The organism is Aeromonas sp. 102P, assembly GCF_051920345.1.
GTDB classification, from domain to species: Bacteria; Pseudomonadota; Gammaproteobacteria; order Enterobacterales; family Aeromonadaceae; genus Aeromonas; species Aeromonas veronii.
The window spans coordinates 3,302,917-3,320,080 of sequence record NZ_JBQBCZ010000001.1 but is presented as its reverse complement, the minus strand read 5'-3'; the positions used below and the strand labels follow the sequence as shown (position 1 = coordinate 3,320,080).

Below are 17,164 nucleotides of genomic sequence, written 5' to 3'. Positions count from 1 at the left end.
TTTCCCGTCATCTCAGTCTGGACCTGTGATATCACCTATATCGCCACCGACGAAGGTTGGCTTTATCTGGCTGGTCTCAAGGATGTGTTTACCTGTGAGATAGTGGGTTATGTGATGGGAGAGCGAATGACCACCGGGTTGGTCAGTCAGGCGCTGTTTCGGGCTGTGCAGCAGAAGAGGCAGCCTGTTGGGCTTATCCATCACACAGACCGGGGTGTGCCAAGGCTTACCGGGCTCTCCAGGTACAATTTGGTATGCAGACCTCCATGTCACGCAAGGGGAACTGCTTCGACAATGCCCTGATAGAAAGCTTTTGGGGGACTCTTAAAAATGAACTGGTTCACCACCATAGATTCAAGACGAGAGCGGAGGCCAAGGCAGCGATCCAGGAGTACATAGAGATTTTTTACAACCGCCAACGTCGGCATTCACGACTTGGCAATGTCAGCCCGACGGAGTTTAACAAGAGGTATTGGAGAACAGCTCAGGCTGCTTGATCCGGGACTGTCCGATCTTGTCAGGACACCTCATTTCTCCCACTTGTCCGTTGTAGTTACGCAGACTGATTTTCCCCGCCAGCAACTGCTTGAACCGATGTATCGCCGTCTCTGCCAGCGAGTGCCGGTGATACCCCGATATCTTCTTCCAGTGCGCCAACCCTTCCTTGCGCATCACCAGCACGGCCTCATTTCTTGGGTGTCCCTTTTTCCATAACCCCGCGTTCTTGCGAGGCGGGATACAGGCTGTCGCCCCTTTACCTGCTATCAGCTGATGGCTGGCTTTGCTGTCGTAGGCGCCATCCGCATAAATACGGCACAGCTTGCGCCGCAGGGGATCGAGTAAGGTGGGCTGCACCTCGGCATCATGGACATTTTCCAGCGAGACTTCCGCTGCCACGATATCGTGAGTTGCTGGGTCCACCGCCAGATGCAGTTTGCGCCACACTCGCCACTTCTCGGCACCGTGTTTTCTGACTTTCCACTCGCCTTCGCCAAACACCTTCAGCCCGGTTGAATCGATAACCAGGTCGGTAATGCCTCCCTTTGGTGGCTGTCGATAAGCCACTGTCACCGTGCGTGCTCGCTTGCTGACACAGCTATAGTCCGGCTCACACAGCGGTACGTTCATCAACTCGAACAGGGAGTCGAGTAGCCCCTGAGTTGCGCGAAGCGTGAGGCTGAAAATCCCCTTGAGCATCAGGAAGGTAGAGATGGTTTGGTCGGTGTAGAGCTGGCTGCGTCCCCGCCGCCTATGATGGTCGTGGTGAAACCAGTTACGCATGGCCTCGGCATCAACCCAGAAGGTGAGTGAACCACGGTTAAGCAAAGACTTGTTGTATTGAGGCCAGTTGGTGACCCATGATGCAGACTTGAAGAGGATGGTGGTGATCAGATCACCAAGTCCTCAGTTAGTTCCTTGATTTGGACAATAACACAAATAGACATAACAGGATTCTGTGTTCAAAAGAGGCTCCCGCGCGAAGCGGGAGCGGGGGGATCAGGGCTTGAGCAGTTGCAGCGACTCTTCTGCGGCCTTGCCTTGAGAGAGGGTGATATCGACCCGGCGGTTCGCCTGGCGATGTTCGGGGGTGTCATTGGCAAAGCGGGGTTGAGTGTCGGCAACACCTTGAGCGATGACTCGTCTGGCATCCAGCTGGGGATTGGTCAGCATGGTCTGCACGATGGAAGAGGCCCGCAGCACCGAGAGCTCCCAGTTGTTGCGATAGAGCTCCACCGGCGCTTGGGAGTTGTCGGTATGACCGGTGACCACTACTTGCCCCGGGATGTTGGCCAAAATGCCGGCGATCTTGTTGACCAGCGGGATGAACTGGGGCTGCAGGAACGCCGAATCGGCGGGAAACAGCGCCTTCTCGCCGATGCGGATCACCAGCTGACTGCCAAGCTGCTCGACCTCCAGATCCTTCGATTCGATCTGGGCCTTTAGCTGCTGCTCCAGCTTCTGCTTGGTCACTTGCACCCACTCCTGCTCCTTGGTCTTGTGGGGCCAGGCTTCGGTGGCGCTCGGTTTTTCAGAGGCACCTATGGTCTCGTTGAAGGGGTCCGATGCCGCCATGGGGGCATCTTTCTCCAGCACAGTCTCCTCTTTCGGGCTGCTCGGCGTAGTTTTTGATTCTGGCTCGAGAATCCCTGTGCCCCCCTGCATCAAAGGTGAGCCGGCAGGCGGGGAGATAAGGCCGATTTTACCCAGCGACTCGATAAAGCCCTGGATAAGCACCCGGGTTTCGGACTGCTTGGCCATGGCAAAGGAGTAGAGCACCACAAACAGGGCGAACAGCAGGGTCATGAAGTCGGCATAGGAGACCAGCCAGCGTTCGTGGTTCTCCGGTGCTTCAGCTTTTTTCTTTTTGGCCACCGTGACCTCCCAGATAAGGTTCGAGGGTAACTTGCAGGCGCGCTTGGGATTCGCCATCCACGATGCAGAGAATGCCGGTCAGGGTCATCTCCTTGTAGTGGCGGATCTGGTGGGCAAACCCTTTGTAGCGGTTGCCGAACGGCAAGAAGATCAGGTTGGCGGCGGATACCCCGTAGATGGTGGCGATAAAGGCCACCGCGATGGCGCCGCCCAGCTTGTCGGGGGCATCCAGCAGACCCATGGCGTGGATCAGGCCAAATACCGCCCCGACGATCCCCATGGTCGGGCAGTAGCCGCCCATGGCTTCATAGAATTTGACCGTCTGTTCGAGATCTTCCTGTTCAAATTCGATCTCGTTCTCCAGCACCTCGTGGATTTTGGCCTTCTCGTAGCCATCGACCATCATCTGCACCCCTTTCTTCAGGAAGGGATCCTTGATCTCCTCGATCATCCCTTCCAGCGCCAGCATGCCGCTGCGGCGGGCGTTGCCTGCCAGGGTCTCCAGTAACTGGGCCTGTTCATGCATGTCGAGCTTGAGGGGGAGAGCAGCCATTTGAAACGCTTCATGGTGCTGCCGACGACGGAGAAGGGGAACTGGGTCAGCGCAGCACCTATGGTACCGCCGATCACGATAAGAAATGCGGGCAGATCGAGCAGTGCGCTGGGATGACCACCCTCGATCATGTTGCCGCCAAGGATGGCGATTAACGCCAGTACCAAGCCAATCAAGCTCATTTTTTACACATCCCTGCATGTTGATAATCGCTAGTGTAGCTACTTAAGTATCAGTTTTTCAAAATGATATCCAATCGCTGAGCAATTAATGGGCGCTGGGTAACGTCCATAAAAGAAGGCGTGTTGCGGCCATAAGATGGCATTGCAATCATCTTGTTGCTCCTGTTGTGACTGGAAGGAACGCTTGTCGGGTGGGGCAATCACAAAAGCAAGGTAGGGGGTGGGGGCTGGCAATACGAAAAGCAGTGATGTTCCATCAGGGCTTTGCAAACCGGGGGATGAGTGCGTGGATGATCTGCCACTGCGTGGCTCTGGCTCACTTGTCGGCATAGGTGTTTGCCGGAAAGCAAAAAACCGACCCTGAGGTCGGTTTTTTTAGATTTGGCGGTGAGGGAGGGATTCGAACCCTCGATACGTTGCCGTATACACACTTTCCAGGCGTGCTCCTTCAGCCACTCGGACACCTCACCAAATTTTCGTTCGCTGCGCTGTTGCGCTGGAACGGGGCGTAATTTAGGGGAAAGGGCTGTGTGGGTCAACCTCTTTTCCCCTTATTTTTCATAATCTTTTCCGAATGCCTAACGCTTGCGCAGAATGCCTGTTTTTTAAACCGGATCAGGGCTTGTCGAGGATGATCAGGCTGTCCGGCAGCTCGTTTTGATCCCGGGTGGCCGGGAAGGCATCGGTCAGAATGGCGCTAACGCGCTCAACGCACTCCAGAAAACCTTGTTCGATCTCCTTGTTGCGCACTCGCGCCACGAAGTCGTCGATGATCTCCTGCCACTGGCCGTTGTCGATATGCTGGGCGATGCCGTCATCCACCAGTATTTCTACATAGTGCTCGGCGGCCGAGACGAAGATCAGCACCCCGAGCCGGTCGCGGGTGCGGTGCAGCCCCTGCTCGACAAATTGCAGGCGGGCCATCAGGGCCGCCCGGTGCTGGCGAACCTTCTTCGGGATTAGCCGCATCTTGATGGGGGTCCAGTGGAACAGCAGGCTCAGCAGCAGCCAGACTGACCACTGCACCAGCAGGATTTCATACCAGCCTAGCCAGAAGCCGAGCTGGAACACCAGCAGCGGGGTGAGCATCGCCAGCAGCGCCGCCCAGAGGGTGGGAATGTAGCGATAGCCATCGCTGGCCGGGGCCAGCACGGTGACCAGTTCAGCATCAGTCTCTAGCTCCGCTTCGCGCACCTTGGCCTGAAGCGTGTGGAAGAACTGTTTAGAAATCATGATTTGTCTCTTTACTCCTGTTACCAGCCACCGGAGGCTCCGCCGCCGCCAAAACTGCCGCCGCCACCGCTGAATCCGCCGCCAGAGCGACCACCAAAGGAGCCGGCACCCAATCCACCAGCCATGTAGGTCGACCGACGTCGTCCTCCCGGCCCACCGCCGCCACCCCCGCGCAGGTTGTGGAGCACGATCATCGCAATCACCACCAGAATAAACAGCCAGGGGCCGCCACCGTTGTCACTCTTTGGCTGCTCGACCGGCTGATATTCCCCGGCGAGTGCCTTCATGATGCTCTGGCTGCCCGCCATGATCCCGGCCACCATATCGCCGCGCTTGAAGGCGGGCAGGATGCGGCCATGGATGATGTTGGCGGCGATGGCGTCGGGCAGGGCGCCTTCCAGCCCATATCCCACCTCGATCCGCACCTTGCGCTCATCCTGGGCGATCAGCAACAACACGCCATTGTTCTTGCCTTTCTGGCCGATCCCCCAGTGGCGACCGAGCTGGTAGCCGTACTCCTCGATGGTCTCCCCATCGAGGCTGTCGACAGAGACCACCACCAGCTGGATACCGCTGCGCTTTTCAAAGGCGGCTAGCTGTTGGGTCAGTTGATGGGCCTGTTTGCGGGACATCAGACTGGCTTCATCCACCACCCGTCCGCTCAGCGTCGGGAAGTCCGGCGCCGCTTGCAGGGCACTGGCCCAGAGCAGTAGACAGGGAAGAAACCAGCGCAGCATCATCTTCATTGGAAGCTGACCTTGGGCGCCTCATCGGCACCGGGTTTGGCACTGAAACTGGGTTTGGCCTCCAGATCCGAGTAGAGCAACTTGGACCAGATGACGCCGGGGAAGGTGCGGATCTCGGTATTAAACTGGCGCACCGCCTCGATATAGTCGCGGCGTGCCACCGAGATGCGATTCTCGGTTCCTTCCAGTTGGGCCTGCAGGGCAAGGAACTGCTGATCCGCTTTCAGCTCGGGGTAGCGCTCTACCACCACCATCAGGCGAGAGAGGGCGCTGGAGAGCTGGTTCTGCGCCGCTTCAAACTCCTTGAGCTGGGCAGGATCGCTCACCTGTACGCTGCCGACCCGGGCACGGGCATCGGTGACCGCCTTTAGGGTCTCCTGCTCATGGCTGGCGTAGCCCTTGACGGTGGCGACCAGATTGGGAATGAGGTCGGCGCGGCGCTGATACTGGTTCTCCACCTGCCCCCAGCTTGCTTTAACCTGCTCATCCAGGGTCGGAATGTTGTTCATGCCGCAACCGGTCAGGCCGAGCAGCAGGGTCAGGGTCAACAGGCTCTGCGTGGTTCTGCGCCAGAGTGATGTGGCCATCTTGTTGTTCTCCTTTGGTATTTCGAGTCGATAGTGCGCCATGGATGGTTTACGACCAAGAGTGCACCACCATACCAGCTTGGTGTCAGTTGCCACAACGCGCAGGTAGCTCAGGTCGCTTGTTGATGCCGGAGACCTTGGGCAACTGGGGCTTGTCTTTTAGCCAGGATGCCAGCTCTTCCCCACAGCCATTGCCGGGCGGAATGGGAGCCTGGGGTTCACAATCGGGGCTGCCCACCGGGCAGCGCAGCCGCACGTGGAAGTGGCTGAAGTGGCCCACCCAGGGGCGTAGCTTGGCGACCCAGGGTTCGTTACCAGCCTGCTGGCAGACCGCGGATTTGATCACCGGATTGACGAAGATGCGGGCCACCTCGGGCTTGCTGGCCGCCAGCCGCAGCAGGGTGAGCTGCTGGGGGCCAAAGCGCCCCGGCAACATCTTGTAGCTGGGTTCGTCGATCAGCGCCCACTCCTTGGGGGCATCCTGCTCCCACTTGCTGATGGGGCGGTTGGCCATGCGAAACCAGATATCGGCATCAAGGCCAGTCTGGTGGCTGCGATGGCCGGAGGTAAAGGGGCCGCCCCGGGCCATCGCCAGATCGGCGATATAGAGATCCGGCAGCCCGGCCATGCGGGTCTGGTTGGCCAGCGCTTGCAGATAGTGGATGAGGTCGGGGTGGCCGTAGTAGCGCAGCCGTTTGGTGCGGATCACCTGATAACCCGGCCCTTCGAGGGGCAGGGATACGCCGTTTTTCAGGCAACCGGCGGCATAACCACCGATGGCTTCCGCTTGCAATACAGTCGCCAGCAACAGGGACGTCAGCATGTGCGTGCTCCTTGTCTTGCTTCGAGTCGGCTCAGCAATACGAACAGACTCAAACATATAAATAAATAGGCTGCGGCTACCAGCAGCCAGATCTCGTAGACCAGTCCGCTGGAGTTGGCCATCTCGGTGCCGACAAACGTGAGCTCCTGTACCGAGATAAGCGAAACGATGGCGGTATCCTTCACCAGCGCAATGAGCTGGCCGGTGAGGGGGGGGAGCATCAGCAACATGGCCTGCGGCAGGATCACATGGCGCAGCCGCACCCAGGGGGAGAGCCCGAGGCTCTGCGCCGCCTCCCACTGGCCACGGGGGATGGCGGCCAGCCCGGCGCGGACGATCTCGGCGACGAAGGCTGCGCTGATCATGCCAACGCAAAGGGTGCCTGAGATGAGGTTCTCCCAGCGGGCAGGGGGGCCAAACAGCGCCTCTTGCCACGGGGAGAGTGATACGGTGCCGAGCCAGCGGGAGAGGCCGCTCGCAGGCAGCAGCTGGTTGGCGATAAAGAAGTAGAAGATGAAGATAAAGACCAGCGGCGGCAGATTGCGGATCAGCTGGATAAACAGGGTCGCGGGCATCACCAGCCAGGGGCGGCGGCTGAAGGCGGCTACCCCCAGCGCAGTGCCGAGCAGCAGCGCCAGCACCATGCCGAGCAGGGCGATGCGCAAGGTGGTGAGCAGACCGCTGAAAAAGTAGGGCAACTCGCCGTGAGGGCCAGGGGTGAACAGCAGATCGAAGGCCTCATGCCAGCGCCACTGATAGGCCACTCCGATGTGCAAGCGGCTGGCCAGCCAGAGGCCAGCCAGCAGCAGGATCAGGGCGATCGCCCCATCCAGCCAGTTGATGTTCCGACATGGCCCACGGACGATGCGTCGGATGGTCTCTTTTAGAGCAATCAGCATCAGGGGTTGGCGACCTGCGCTTCCCAGGCCAGCGACTTGAACCAGTAGTCATGGCGCGCCTTGAGCCAGCCATCGGCCTGACGGGCGGCGATCCACTCGTTGAACTGCTCAGCCAGGGCATCATCCCCCTTGCGCAGGGCAAAGCCTTCATCGCCTTGTGCCAACGGCTCGGCAAACGGCATAAAGAGGGCATCGGGGTGGCGCAGCGCCTCTTGCTCGGGTTTCGGGGAAGAAGAGAGGGCGCCGTGGGCGCGGCCGTTCAGCACCTCCTGAAATACCTGTGACTCGTCATCAAACTGGCGCAGGGTGGCCTTGGGGAAGTGTTCTTTTGCCACCTGTACCGGTGAGGCGCCACGACGTACCGCCAGGATCACCCCGCGCTGGTTGAAGTCCGCCACGGTTTTCTTCTCTTTGGCCATGGTGCTGGAGGCGGCCAGCTGCACCCCCGAATGGGAGTAGGCCTGGGTGAAGCGCACGCTCTTCTCCCGCTCGGGGGTGATGGTGAGGCCGCCGATGATGACGTCATATTTTTTCGCCAACAGGGAGGGGATGATGCCATCCCAGGCGGTAGGCACGAACTCTACCTGCCAGCCGTTATCTGTGGCGAGGCGACGGGCCACGTCAATCTCGAAACCGATCAGGGCCCCCTGCTTGTCGCGCATCGCCCAGGGGGCGAAGGTGGACATGCCGACCCGCAGGGTACCGCTCTGCTCGATCTGTGCCTGGGTGTCGGAGGGGGCAGTTTGTGCCAGTGCCGGAGTGAGCAGGCTTGCCAGCAGCAGGGCAGCGCCCGACAGGGTGGTCTTGAATGACAGATTCATGGTTAGCGTCCTTGTTGATCCGGATTCAGGTGACGGGCCAGCGCCCGCGAACAGGCTGACAGCGTCAGGGTTAACAGCAAATAGAGGGCAGCCACGGTAAACCACACCTCAAAGGTCAGAAACGTATCGGCAACCAGAGTACGCCCTTCGTTGGTCAGATCGAAGATGGCGATCACACTCACCAGCGCCGAATGTTTGATAAGGGAGACCAGCTCGTTGGTCAGTGGCGGCAAGGTGATGGGCACCAGCTGGGGCAGGATCACCTTGCGCAGGGTGATGGCCCGTGACAAGCCAAGCGACCGGGCTGCCTCCCACTGTCCTTTGGGAATGGCCTGTACACCTGCACGCAGCACTTCGGCGGTGAAGGCCCCCTGATAGAGGGAGAGGCTCAACACGGCGCAGGCAAGGGGGGCCAATCCCAGCATGGGGCCCAGCAAGAAATAGAGAATATAAAGTTGCACCAGCTGGGGCGTGGTGCGCACCAGCGCCAGATAGGCGATGGCGAGCCAGGGGCCGAGCATGGAGGGAAGCAGCCGCAGGCTAACCACGCACACCCCGACCGCCATCGTGCCCAACAGACTGAGCAGCGCCACCTGCAAAGTGACCAGCAGGCCGTTTAGCAAGGGGCCGGCATAAAAGGTTCCCTCATCCCATTCGCCGAGAAAGGGCAACACCCGCGGCCACTGCCACTCATAGCCCATCTGGCGAGCGCCGCTATAGAGCGCCCAGCTCAGTAGCGCAGAGAGCATCACAGTGCCTGACAACCAGCCGAGCAGGCGGGGGCGTTTGAGCCTAGCCATGATAGCTGAGCACCTGTTCGAGGAAGGCCCGGGTGCGCGGGTGCCGGGGGGCGTTGAACAGCTGGGCGGGCGGTGCCGACTCGATGATCTTCCCCTCGTCCATAAAGAGCACCCGATCCGCCACCTGACGGGCAAAGCCCATCTCGTGGGTGACGCAGATCAGGGTCATCCCCTCGTCAGCCAGCTCGCGGATTACATCGAGCACTTCGCGGATCATCTCGGGGTCGAGGGCGGAGGTGGGTTCGTCAAACAGCATCAGCTCGGGTTGCATACAGAGTGAGCGGGCGATGGCGACCCGCTGCTGCTGGCCGCCGGAGAGCTGGTGGGGGTACTTGTCGGCCTGTGCCTGAATGCGCACCCGCTCGAGCAGCCCGAGCGCCCGGGCTTTGGCCTCCTGAGGGCGCAACCCCAGGGTATGCACCGGCGCCACCATCAGGTTCTCCAGCACCGTCATATGGGGGAAGAGGTTGAACTGCTGAAACACCATGCCAACCCGACCTTGCAGGCGGCGCAGGTAGGAAGGGGTCACCGGCTCGCCAAACAGGAACAGCTGGCCGTCGTCGATCCCCTCCAGCCCGTTGATGGTGCGGATCAGGGTCGATTTTCCCGAGCCTGACGGGCCACAGATGACCCACTTCTCTCCCCGTTCAATGGTGAGATCGATGTGATGAAGAGCCTGAAAGTCGCCATAGAATTTGTCGACGCCACAAAAGCGCACACAGGGTTGCGAGCTGGTCAAGAAGCGGGTTCCACTGAGAATCATTTACGCCATGGTATTGATTTTATAGGGGGATGACAAAGAAAACCCCCTTGTCAGCATCCTGATGGCTATTCACAATGGCGCCATTTCGTGATGACAGGAGCTTTTCATGCGTATTACATCCTTGCTTGCCGGTTCGCAGGTGCAGCTGTTGATGCCGCCAGTGGTGCGCTATCGCTGCGTCATTTTTCTGCTGTTGCTGGTGAGTTGGGGCGTGGTGGTGGCCTCCTTGTGGGATGGTTGGGGCGCCATGGCGCTGCTCAACTGGGTGGGCGTGGTCTTTGGTGGCATCACCGGGATCATGGTGTCGCTGCCCCGCAGCTGGCAGCCCTGGCGCCTGGCGGAGCTGGGGTGGGATGAACAGCATATCTATCTGCTCAATGGCAACAAGGATGAAGCGCTGGCGCTGCCCCGCAACCAGCTGGTGGCGCTTGAGCGGGAGCGGCGAGTGGGCCACGACGGCCAGTGGCTCGACTTCAGCCTCGATCTGCAACTGAGTGAAGAGGAGCTGGCGGCGGCCATGGCCTTGCTGGATCTCAAGGCGGGGGAGCTGCATCTGGTGAGCCCGTCTGTCTATCGCTTCGGCTTTAAACGGGCCTGGCACGGTCGCCGGATGCTGGCGCAACGGTTGTCAGATCTGCAATCGGTCTGAGTCGACTATTTTCTCGACAATTCCCGGCAAAGCTCAGATACTGCCAGTGACTCGAATTGATCTTGTCTGCACTGTTAACCCAAGAGATCAATCACTTGACGACAGTGTGGAGAAGGCCACGGCATGAAGCCATGGCAGGTCCGGCATAGGGGTTGTGCCCTTACCGTTATGCTGGGAATTGCATAGAGAAGGCACCTTGAATCGAGAGTGGATGGCATGAAGATTTACGTAGGAAATCTGTCGTACCGGATGACGGCCGACGAACTGAAAACCCTGTTCAGCCAGTTTGGACAGGTCGACAAGGTTGATATCATCATCGACCGCGATACCGGCCAGTCAAAGGGGTTTGGTTTTATTGAAATGCCGGTCAATGGTGATGCCGAAAAGGCCATCGCTGGTCTGCATGGCACTGAAGTCGGTGGCCGTACCATCACCGTCAACCAGGCCAAACCGAAGACAGATGCTCCCCGTGGTCGCCCGCAACAGCGCCACCGCTAAGGTGCCTCGGCAATAAAAAAACGGCATGGGTTTCCCCCATGCCGTTTTTGTTTCTGGACGTTTTGCTGTTATCAGGGGACGTCGTAACCGAGCGCCGCCTTGCGGATGCGGAACCACTGCTGGCGGTTCAGCTCGACAGATTCGGCGGCTACGGCGGCAGCAATCCGCTCCCGTTTGCCGGAGCCAATCAATGGCAGCGGCTGGCTTGGCAGCATCATTACCCAGGCGTAGACCACCTGCTCGATAGTCTGGGCGCCCACTTCCTGACGGATCTGCTCTAGTTCGGCACGCAGCGGGGCATAGGCGTCATCGCTGAACAGTCGGCCGCCGCCGAGACATGACCAGGCCATCGGCTTGATGCCAAGCTGCTGGCACTGATCCAGGGTACCATCGAGGGTCGCTTCCTGATGAAGCGGCGAGATCTCCAGCTGGTTGGTGACCAGCGGGAAGGGGAGGCGCGATTGCAGTAGCTCGAACTGACGGGCGGTGAAGTTGGATACCCCGGCGTGCTTGATCTTGCCCGCCTGTTTCAGGGTGATAAAGGCGTCGGCCACTTCATCTGCGTTCATCAGGGGATCCGGGCGGTGGATCAGCAGCAGGTCCAGATGGTCGGTGCCGAGCTTGTGCAGCGAGGCCTCGGCGCTGGCGATGATATGGTCCTTGCCGGTGTTGTAGTGGTTGAGAGCATGCTCCGGATTGGCGGTGAGGGCGATACCGCACTTGGTGACGATCTCCATCCGGCTGCGCAGGGAAGGCTCGAGGCGTAGGGCGTGACCAAAGGCCTCTTCGCACTGGTAGCCACCATAGATATCGGCGTGATCGATGGTGGTGACCCCCAGATCCAGATGATATTTCATCAGATCGAGCAGAGCGGCCGGAGAGAGCTGCCACTCCATCAGGCGCCAGTAACCCATGATGAGGCGAGAGAAGGTGGGGCCTTGCGGATGCAGGGCGACACGGGATACAGACATGGTTGACTCCTTGAAAAACACGATGCGAAAACGATGTGCAACATAGATGACTGCGGGCATCTTGGCCTCATGTGGCTGGCAAAGCAATAATGGGCAGTGGCATGATTCGAACTTTGGTTCTGATCGCAGAGTAGGAGAGAGAGTTGGATGGAAGGATTTGCCGAGCGTTTGCAGAGCCTGATCGGGGAGATGAGCGTGAGCGCGTTTGCCCGCAAGGTGGGGCTCAGTGAAGCGCTGATCCGCAAATACTTAAAGGGAGCCGAGCCTGGCCTGGCGCGGGCCAACCAGATCGCCATGGGGGCCAACTGCTCGCTGGAGTGGCTGGCAACCGGCTGCGGTTATCTCTACCGTCAGGCGGAAGTGGTGGACAGGGAGGCGCTTGCAGCGGCGCAGCTACTGCTGGGCGAGCAGCAACCCGGGGTGGGGCTGCCCGATGAGGAGGCACTGGTCACCCTGCTCGCCTATTACCAGTTTTTGCGCACCCACAAGAAAGCGGACGGTTTTCTCAACTTGGCGATGGCGCGGGAGTTTGGTCGCCATCTGGGGGAAGCGTGATGAGGGGCATATTACCCTTTGGTCGTGTCACGGCCGGTTGATTATTCTGATACGCTCTAAGCAAGATAACTCTCCATGGAATGGGCGATGAGCTACTTGATCCTCGGAAGCGGTGCGCTGGGCTCGGCGCTGGCAAGAGAGCTGATGGCAAGGGGGGAGTCCTTCCTTCTGGCCGGGCGCACCTATCCAAAAGGGATCGAGATGGGGGCCTTCTTCCCGCTGCAAGAGGTGGACGCCATCTCGTTCGACGCCCTGTTTACCCTCTACGACACCGATCCGCTCCCCACTGTGGTGATCAACACCATCGGCCTGTTGCACGATGTCAGCTTTATGCCAGAGCGGCGGGTCGAAGAGGTGCACCCCAAGTGGCTGTGCGACAGCCTGCTGGCCAATGCCTGGCCAACACTGGCGCTGGCTGCCCGTTTCAGTCGGTTGATGGGCAATGACCATCCGCTGTGGCTCTGTGCCATCTCTGATCTGGCGGGTTCCATCACCGCCAATCTGGAGGGGGGGCGTTACAGCTACCGGATGAGCAAGGCGGCCCTCGACATGGGGGTGAAAACTCTGGCCCTCGAGTGGGCGCAACGTTTCCCGCAAGCGGGGGTGGTGGCGGTGGCGCCTGGCTTGATGGACTCCCCGATGAATGCTCCCTTTCTGAGCGAGTTGCCTGTGGAACAATTACAGGAGCCTGCCGAGGTGGCGGTGAAACTGCTCAATCTCATCAAGGGGTTATCGTTGACCCAATCGGGTCAGCTACTGAATCTCAACGGTCAGCCGCTGCCTTGGTAAAACCCGCCTGCGGGTTCTATGGACGTCTATTGGCTTCACATTCTGCTCATGCGCCCCTTGCCAAGCGAGGGGCGCATGGCTAACGTCACTCTCCTGTTTCAGGAGGGATCTCATGCGCTATATCGATTTACGAAGTGACACCGTCACCCAGCCTACTGACGCCATGCGTCAAGCCATGCTCCACGCCGAAGTCGGTGACGATGTCTATGGTGAAGATCCGGGCGTCAACGCGCTGGAGGCCTTTGGGGCCAGATTGCTGGGCAAACAGGCTGCGCTGTTTGTGCCGTCCGGCACCATGTCCAATCTGTTGGCGGTGATGAGCCACTGTCAGCGCGGTGAGGGGGCCATCCTCGGCAACGCCGCTCACATCTATCGCTATGAAGCGCAGGGGAGTGCCGTGCTGGGCTCCGTAGCCCTGCAACCCTTGCCGATGCAGCGCGATGGCACGCTGGCATTCGATGATATCAAGGCTGCGCTGGCCCCTGATGATGCCCACTTCGTCCAGACTCGCCTGATCTGCCTTGAGAACACCCACAACGGCAAGGTGCTGCCGCTCTCCTATCTGCAGGAGATGGGGGCATTCGTTGCCGAGCGCGGCTTGAAGCTTCATCTCGATGGCGCCCGGCTCTTTAACGCCGCCGTGGCCAGCGAGACCCCGGTCGCGGTGATCGCCGCTCCATTTGATAGCATCTCGATTTGTCTCTCCAAGGGGTTGGGCGCACCGGTGGGCTCGCTGCTGGTGGGCAGCCACGATTTCATCGCCCGTGCGCGCCGCCTACGCAAGATGCTGGGAGGTGGCATGCGCCAGGCGGGCATTCTGGCGCAAGCCGGTCTGTTTGCCCTCGAGCAGCATGTGACCCGTCTGGCCGATGATCACCGCCGTGCCAAACGGCTGGCCGAAGGGTTGGCTGCACTGCCGGGCATCGAGCTCGACCTCTCGCTGGTGCAGAGCAACATGGTGTTCCTGCGGCTGCATGAGGGGGAATCGGCCCCTCTGCTCGCTTTTATGAAGGAGCGGGGGATCCTCTTCTCCGGTTACGGCGAGCTGCGGCTGGTGACCCATCTGCAAATCAACGATGACGATATTGAAGAGGTGATCGACGCCTTCACCGAGTATCTTGGAGCGCGTTGAGACGGCTGGTGAGGTAGAGGTTATACCGAGACCTGTTCATACCTAAATAACAGAGGGCGCCGCGGCGCCCTCTGTTATTTGCTGAAAGCTCAAGCCTGCCGCTGGCCGCTCATCAGCATGGCCTCATCGGTGGCATCGTAGATCATCACCGCGATGTGGGTCACCTGACCGCCGAAATCGGCCAGTGGCACCAGGGTCAGGTTCTGGAACATGTGGGGGGCCGAGCCGGTAATGGGGCGGTAGTTGGAGAAACGCAGCAGATAGGGCTTCTGCTCCCAGGTGCTGAAGGCGCGGTTGTTGAGTTTGAAGACCATGTTGGCCTTGCGTTCGAACCAGGCTCTGTCCACATCGGGGAAGAGCTCGAACAGTACGCCATCGCGCACGTCACTGGCCAGTCGGCCGCTGTGGCTCTCCATAAAGCCGTTCCACACCTGAACCTTGTACTCCTTGTCGAGCACTACCAAGCCTACGTCCAGGTTCTGGACTATGTTCATCAGCCAATGAAATTCACGGATTTCCATAGTCACTCCTAGAGCATGTGCATGATTTTGTTGTTCATGGTGGCGATGGAATCTTCGGTAAACAGCAGCAGCAGATCACACTGCACCGCGTAATCCTGGATCCGGTAGTTGATCTCGATGGCGAGCGTGCGGCGCCAGCGACTCTTGTTGGTGTTGATCAGCTCGTTGATGGGTCTGTGCTGGCCGAGCACCACCGGGTGCCCCTGACTGAAGGGGGTGTCGAGCTGGTTGGCGTAGCCGCGCAGGAAGGCGCCGATCAGCACGTTGGCGGTATCCATCAACAGCTCCAGTTCGGCGGTGCGATCCAGCGTCCCCTGATGGTTCATCAGCTTGGCCAAATCTTTGAAGCTGGAGTCATGGAACAGGATCAGCGCTTCACCGGCGATCCCCGCTCCGATAAACCCCTGACAGACGGCGGAGAGGGTATCCGAATCCGCAGCGGCCGAGAGGGCCATGTGCAGCTCGGAGACCTCCAGCACGTTGACGTTGGGGATGGGCAGTACCACGAAGGCGTTGAGCAGACGAGCCAGCAAGTCGGCTGCCTGACCCATGGAGACGTTGGCCAGCTCCTGATAGACATCGCGGATTTCGGGGGTGATCTTGACGCCTGCATCGGCTACCACGCCGCTTGTCAGCTGCTCGGGGGCGCTTGGTTGACCGCTCGGGGCGGTACTCCAGAAATCATGCTTTTTGAGCAGGGCGAGCAGGGTTTCTGGGGCGGCGGGTTTCTTGATGAAATCGAGCGCCCCCAGCCCCATGACCCGTTGATAGGCCTCTGGCTGGATATCCCCGGAGACCACGATCACCTTGTTGCGTAGACCCTCCCGTTGGAGGGTCTCCAGCACGCCGTAACCGTCCATTTCCGGCATGGTCAGATCGAGGAAGATGAGATCGCCATGACCCATCAGCACCTGTTCGATCCCTTCGAGACCATTGGCTGCGTAGTGCAAATCGACTTTCCAGTCGGCCGGGAGCGCCCGCGCCAGCTGTTTGCGGGCGAACCCGGAGTCATCACATATCAATACATTCATGGCGTTAGGCAGGCTCTGTTGGCAAGGGATGCTATAAGTGTGGCCCGCTAACGGTCAGATGCAATGGGTGAGGCTATCACCTTGTGAAAATTGGTTGTCCCACTGCCGATTGCGATAGCGTGCTGAGTATTTTTCAACAAATTCAACGAACATCTTAACACGCAACGGAGCGAACTGGTGCTGGCAACACAACATGTAGAAGGGGCGATTGCCGGTTTGCCAGTCGGTCAGTACCGGCACCAGCTGCTCGTCATGGAGGAAGCTGCTCAGATAGTGCAGCGGGGCGTTGACGATCCCCAGATGACGCCGGGCTGCGCGTACCGCGGCCTGGGTCTGGTTGACGGTCAGTTTGGCGCTGCGTTTGATGCAGACGCTCTGGCCATCCTTGTCGGTCAGCTGCCAGTGCTGGTGAGGCCAGCAGTAGATGAGATCGTGCTCTTCCAGCTGGTTGGGGTGGGAGGGGGTGCCCTTCTTGGTCAAATAGAGTGGTGAGGCAAACAGGCCGTACTCGATATGACCGAGACAGATCGCATTGGGCAGCGACTGGGGCAGCTCACCGTTGAAGAACACCAGATCCCGATCATTGTCGAACAGGTGCTGGTGATCATTGGTCTGGGTGATATCGAACTGTACCTCGGGATAGTGCAGCCCGAATTCGGCCAGCATATCGATGAGGATGGTGTTGGAGAGCGCGATGGGCGCAGCTATCCGGATAAGCCCGGTGATGTCGGCCTCTTGACCCTGGATCTCGCTGGTGGCCTGCTCGATTTGTGCGAGTGGCGTGCAGAGACGTTCGTAGTATCTGAGGCCATCATCGGTAAGGCGGAGCTTGCGGGTAGAGCGATGTAGCAGGGAGCAACCCAGTTGCTCTTCCAGCTGGGAAATGCGTCGACTGATGGTGCCTGTTGGCATGCCCAGTGCGGCTGCAGCGTGGGAGAATCCTCCCTCTTGCACCACCTTGACGAACAGGTAGAACTCTTCGATGTGCTTCATAAACGCTGTTCTGGGTGTAACAAGGGGGCAACCATAAAAAGAGCGTTCCGGGTTGGCAAGGGTAATTCAGCGTTTAATTGATCTGGATTCGATTTCTGTTGATACCAGTTATCCACCCGCCCGTCATCTCAGTTTCCCCGAGCTGGTGATTATTTCGGCACGATGCCAAATGGTGCTGCGGCAGAGATGTTTGCCATATTTCCTGATTTGTTCCGCTATAACCGCGGGCGAAGGCCGATATTGCA

The 17,164-nt window shown here is 59.3% G+C and carries 19 protein-coding genes, 1 tRNA gene and 2 pseudogenes; 6 read left to right on the top strand and 16 right to left on the bottom strand.

The window, feature by feature from the left end; translation table 11 throughout:
• Positions 1 to 15: 15 nt before the first annotated feature.
• Positions 16 to 497, top strand: a pseudogene (locus ACTG1K_RS15515) (IS3 family transposase); the annotation flags it as partial.
• On the opposite strand, the gene ACTG1K_RS15510 reads toward ACTG1K_RS15515, so the two are convergent.
• From ACTG1K_RS15510 to ACTG1K_RS15455, 12 genes and pseudogenes are all read right to left on the bottom strand, one after another.
• Complete coding sequence (locus tag ACTG1K_RS15510) at positions 460 to 1,380, bottom strand: IS5 family transposase (protein WP_440006832.1); 921 nt, start codon at positions 1,378 to 1,380, stop codon at positions 460 to 462. The pseudogene ACTG1K_RS15515 and the gene ACTG1K_RS15510 sit on opposite strands and share 38 nt — an antisense overlap.
• A 117-nt stretch (positions 1,381 to 1,497) precedes the next feature.
• Positions 1,498 to 2,373 carry a flagellar motor protein MotB gene (locus ACTG1K_RS15505; RefSeq protein WP_101529948.1) on the bottom strand — a complete coding sequence of 292 codons (876 nt, stop codon included), beginning with the start codon at positions 2,371 to 2,373 and terminating at the stop codon, positions 1,498 to 1,500.
• A pseudogene (locus ACTG1K_RS15500) lies at positions 2,351 to 3,108 on the bottom strand (flagellar motor protein). The gene ACTG1K_RS15505 and the pseudogene ACTG1K_RS15500 overlap by 23 nt, the downstream one beginning before the upstream one ends.
• 382 nt (positions 3,109 to 3,490) lie before the next feature.
• Positions 3,491 to 3,578, bottom strand: a tRNA-Ser gene (locus ACTG1K_RS15495).
• 145 nt (positions 3,579 to 3,723) lie between these two features.
• Positions 3,724 to 4,341: a TPM domain-containing protein gene (locus ACTG1K_RS15490; protein WP_005337196.1), complete on the bottom strand. Its 618-nt coding sequence runs from the start codon at positions 4,339 to 4,341 to the stop codon at positions 3,724 to 3,726.
• 20 nt (positions 4,342 to 4,361) lie between these two features.
• The gene (locus tag ACTG1K_RS15485) at positions 4,362 to 5,087 is read right to left on the bottom strand and encodes a TPM domain-containing protein (RefSeq protein WP_005351128.1); all 726 of its coding nucleotides are present in this window, start codon (positions 5,085 to 5,087) and stop codon (positions 4,362 to 4,364) included.
• Positions 5,084 to 5,674, bottom strand: coding sequence for a LemA family protein (locus ACTG1K_RS15480; protein ID WP_005346564.1), 591 nt, complete (start codon positions 5,672 to 5,674; stop codon positions 5,084 to 5,086). Before ACTG1K_RS15480 ends, ACTG1K_RS15485 begins: the two co-directional genes overlap by 4 nt.
• Before the next feature lie 85 nt (positions 5,675 to 5,759).
• Positions 5,760 to 6,497, bottom strand: coding sequence for a penicillin-insensitive murein endopeptidase (gene mepA / locus ACTG1K_RS15475; protein ID WP_005359850.1), 738 nt, complete (start codon positions 6,495 to 6,497; stop codon positions 5,760 to 5,762).
• Positions 6,491 to 7,396: an amino acid ABC transporter permease gene (locus ACTG1K_RS15470; RefSeq protein WP_319889633.1), complete on the bottom strand. Its 906-nt coding sequence runs from the start codon at positions 7,394 to 7,396 to the stop codon at positions 6,491 to 6,493. Before ACTG1K_RS15470 ends, mepA begins: the two co-directional genes overlap by 7 nt.
• Positions 7,396 to 8,217: a transporter substrate-binding domain-containing protein gene (locus ACTG1K_RS15465; protein WP_101529944.1), complete on the bottom strand. Its 822-nt coding sequence runs from the start codon at positions 8,215 to 8,217 to the stop codon at positions 7,396 to 7,398. Before ACTG1K_RS15465 ends, ACTG1K_RS15470 begins: the two co-directional genes overlap by 1 nt.
• Positions 8,218 to 8,219: 2 nt before the next feature.
• Complete coding sequence (locus tag ACTG1K_RS15460; RefSeq protein WP_440005939.1) at positions 8,220 to 9,017, bottom strand: amino acid ABC transporter permease; 798 nt, start codon at positions 9,015 to 9,017, stop codon at positions 8,220 to 8,222.
• Positions 9,010 to 9,780, bottom strand: a complete 771-nt coding sequence (locus ACTG1K_RS15455) for an amino acid ABC transporter ATP-binding protein (RefSeq protein ID WP_075115892.1) — start codon at positions 9,778 to 9,780, stop codon at positions 9,010 to 9,012. The genes ACTG1K_RS15460 and ACTG1K_RS15455 overlap by 8 nt, the downstream gene beginning before the upstream one ends.
• A 106-nt stretch (positions 9,781 to 9,886) precedes the next feature.
• On the opposite strand from ACTG1K_RS15455, the gene ACTG1K_RS15450 reads away from it, so the two are divergent.
• Together ACTG1K_RS15450 and ACTG1K_RS15445 are read left to right on the top strand one after the other, a co-directional pair.
• Entirely contained in the window at positions 9,887 to 10,429 is a 543-nt protein-coding gene (locus ACTG1K_RS15450) for a hypothetical protein (RefSeq protein WP_101529941.1), read from the top strand.
• Positions 10,430 to 10,645: 216 nt separating this feature from the next.
• Complete coding sequence (locus ACTG1K_RS15445; RefSeq protein WP_005337180.1) at positions 10,646 to 10,927, top strand: RNA recognition motif domain-containing protein; 282 nt, start codon at positions 10,646 to 10,648, stop codon at positions 10,925 to 10,927.
• Between the two features lie 71 nt (positions 10,928 to 10,998).
• Here the strand turns inward: ACTG1K_RS15445 and ACTG1K_RS15440 are convergent, their stop codons facing one another.
• On the bottom strand, positions 10,999 to 11,898 hold the full coding sequence (locus ACTG1K_RS15440; protein WP_101529975.1) for an aldo/keto reductase: 900 nt from the start codon (positions 11,896 to 11,898) through the stop codon (positions 10,999 to 11,001).
• A gap of 147 nt (positions 11,899 to 12,045) precedes the next feature.
• Between ACTG1K_RS15440 and ACTG1K_RS15435 the strand changes: the two genes are divergently transcribed.
• The 3 genes from ACTG1K_RS15435 to ltaE all read left to right on the top strand — a co-directional run bounded on the left by ACTG1K_RS15435 (position 12,046) and on the right by ltaE (position 14,374).
• Entirely contained in the window at positions 12,046 to 12,453 is a 408-nt protein-coding gene (locus ACTG1K_RS15435; RefSeq protein ID WP_440005937.1) for a helix-turn-helix domain-containing protein, read from the top strand.
• 87 nt (positions 12,454 to 12,540) lie between these two features.
• On the top strand, positions 12,541 to 13,242 hold the full coding sequence (locus tag ACTG1K_RS15430; protein WP_088869408.1) for a short-chain dehydrogenase: 702 nt from the start codon (positions 12,541 to 12,543) through the stop codon (positions 13,240 to 13,242).
• Positions 13,243 to 13,354: 112 nt separating this feature from the next.
• Complete coding sequence (ltaE, locus tag ACTG1K_RS15425; protein WP_440005934.1) at positions 13,355 to 14,374, top strand: low-specificity L-threonine aldolase; 1,020 nt, start codon at positions 13,355 to 13,357, stop codon at positions 14,372 to 14,374.
• Positions 14,375 to 14,463: 89 nt separating this feature from the next.
• Here the strand turns inward: ltaE and ACTG1K_RS15420 are convergent, their stop codons facing one another.
• From ACTG1K_RS15420 to ACTG1K_RS15410, 3 genes are read right to left on the bottom strand one after another with little or no spacing between them, the layout of a single operon-like run.
• Positions 14,464 to 14,895: a PAS domain-containing protein gene (locus ACTG1K_RS15420; protein ID WP_005337175.1), complete on the bottom strand. Its 432-nt coding sequence runs from the start codon at positions 14,893 to 14,895 to the stop codon at positions 14,464 to 14,466.
• Between the two features lie 8 nt (positions 14,896 to 14,903).
• On the bottom strand, positions 14,904 to 15,926 hold the full coding sequence (locus tag ACTG1K_RS15415; RefSeq protein ID WP_440005932.1) for a response regulator: 1,023 nt from the start codon (positions 15,924 to 15,926) through the stop codon (positions 14,904 to 14,906).
• Between the two features lie 54 nt (positions 15,927 to 15,980).
• The gene (locus tag ACTG1K_RS15410; protein ID WP_005337171.1) at positions 15,981 to 16,919 is read right to left on the bottom strand and encodes a LysR family transcriptional regulator; all 939 of its coding nucleotides are present in this window, start codon (positions 16,917 to 16,919) and stop codon (positions 15,981 to 15,983) included.
• Between the last annotated feature and the right edge of the window lie 245 nt (positions 16,920 to 17,164).

What these genes read in the sequence shown, in the direction of transcription:
- ACTG1K_RS15490 (WP_005337196.1), bottom strand. Translation starts at nt 4,341, where the DNA reads ATGATTTCTAAACAGTTCTTCCACACGCTTCAGGCCAAGGTGCGCGAA.
- ACTG1K_RS15485 (WP_005351128.1), bottom strand. Translation starts at nt 5,087, where the DNA reads ATGAAGATGATGCTGCGCTGGTTTCTTCCCTGTCTACTGCTCTGGGCC.
- ACTG1K_RS15480 (WP_005346564.1), bottom strand. Translation starts at nt 5,674, where the DNA reads ATGGCCACATCACTCTGGCGCAGAACCACGCAGAGCCTGTTGACCCTG.
- mepA (WP_005359850.1), bottom strand. Translation starts at nt 6,497, where the DNA reads ATGCTGACGTCCCTGTTGCTGGCGACTGTATTGCAAGCGGAAGCCATC.
- ACTG1K_RS15470 (WP_319889633.1), bottom strand. Translation starts at nt 7,396, where the DNA reads ATGCTGATTGCTCTAAAAGAGACCATCCGACGCATCGTCCGTGGGCCA.
- ACTG1K_RS15465 (WP_101529944.1), bottom strand. Translation starts at nt 8,217, where the DNA reads ATGAATCTGTCATTCAAGACCACCCTGTCGGGCGCTGCCCTGCTGCTG.
- ACTG1K_RS15460 (WP_440005939.1), bottom strand. Translation starts at nt 9,017, where the DNA reads ATGGCTAGGCTCAAACGCCCCCGCCTGCTCGGCTGGTTGTCAGGCACT.
- ACTG1K_RS15455 (WP_075115892.1), bottom strand. Translation starts at nt 9,780, where the DNA reads ATGATTCTCAGTGGAACCCGCTTCTTGACCAGCTCGCAACCCTGTGTG.
- ACTG1K_RS15450 (WP_101529941.1), top strand. Translation starts at nt 9,887, where the DNA reads ATGCGTATTACATCCTTGCTTGCCGGTTCGCAGGTGCAGCTGTTGATG.
- ACTG1K_RS15445 (WP_005337180.1), top strand. Translation starts at nt 10,646, where the DNA reads ATGAAGATTTACGTAGGAAATCTGTCGTACCGGATGACGGCCGACGAA.
- ACTG1K_RS15440 (WP_101529975.1), bottom strand. Translation starts at nt 11,898, where the DNA reads ATGTCTGTATCCCGTGTCGCCCTGCATCCGCAAGGCCCCACCTTCTCT.
- ACTG1K_RS15435 (WP_440005937.1), top strand. Translation starts at nt 12,046, where the DNA reads ATGGAAGGATTTGCCGAGCGTTTGCAGAGCCTGATCGGGGAGATGAGC.
- ACTG1K_RS15430 (WP_088869408.1), top strand. Translation starts at nt 12,541, where the DNA reads ATGAGCTACTTGATCCTCGGAAGCGGTGCGCTGGGCTCGGCGCTGGCA.
- ltaE (WP_440005934.1), top strand. Translation starts at nt 13,355, where the DNA reads ATGCGCTATATCGATTTACGAAGTGACACCGTCACCCAGCCTACTGAC.
- ACTG1K_RS15420 (WP_005337175.1), bottom strand. Translation starts at nt 14,895, where the DNA reads ATGGAAATCCGTGAATTTCATTGGCTGATGAACATAGTCCAGAACCTG.
- ACTG1K_RS15415 (WP_440005932.1), bottom strand. Translation starts at nt 15,926, where the DNA reads ATGAATGTATTGATATGTGATGACTCCGGGTTCGCCCGCAAACAGCTG.
- ACTG1K_RS15410 (WP_005337171.1), bottom strand. Translation starts at nt 16,919, where the DNA reads ATGAAGCACATCGAAGAGTTCTACCTGTTCGTCAAGGTGGTGCAAGAG.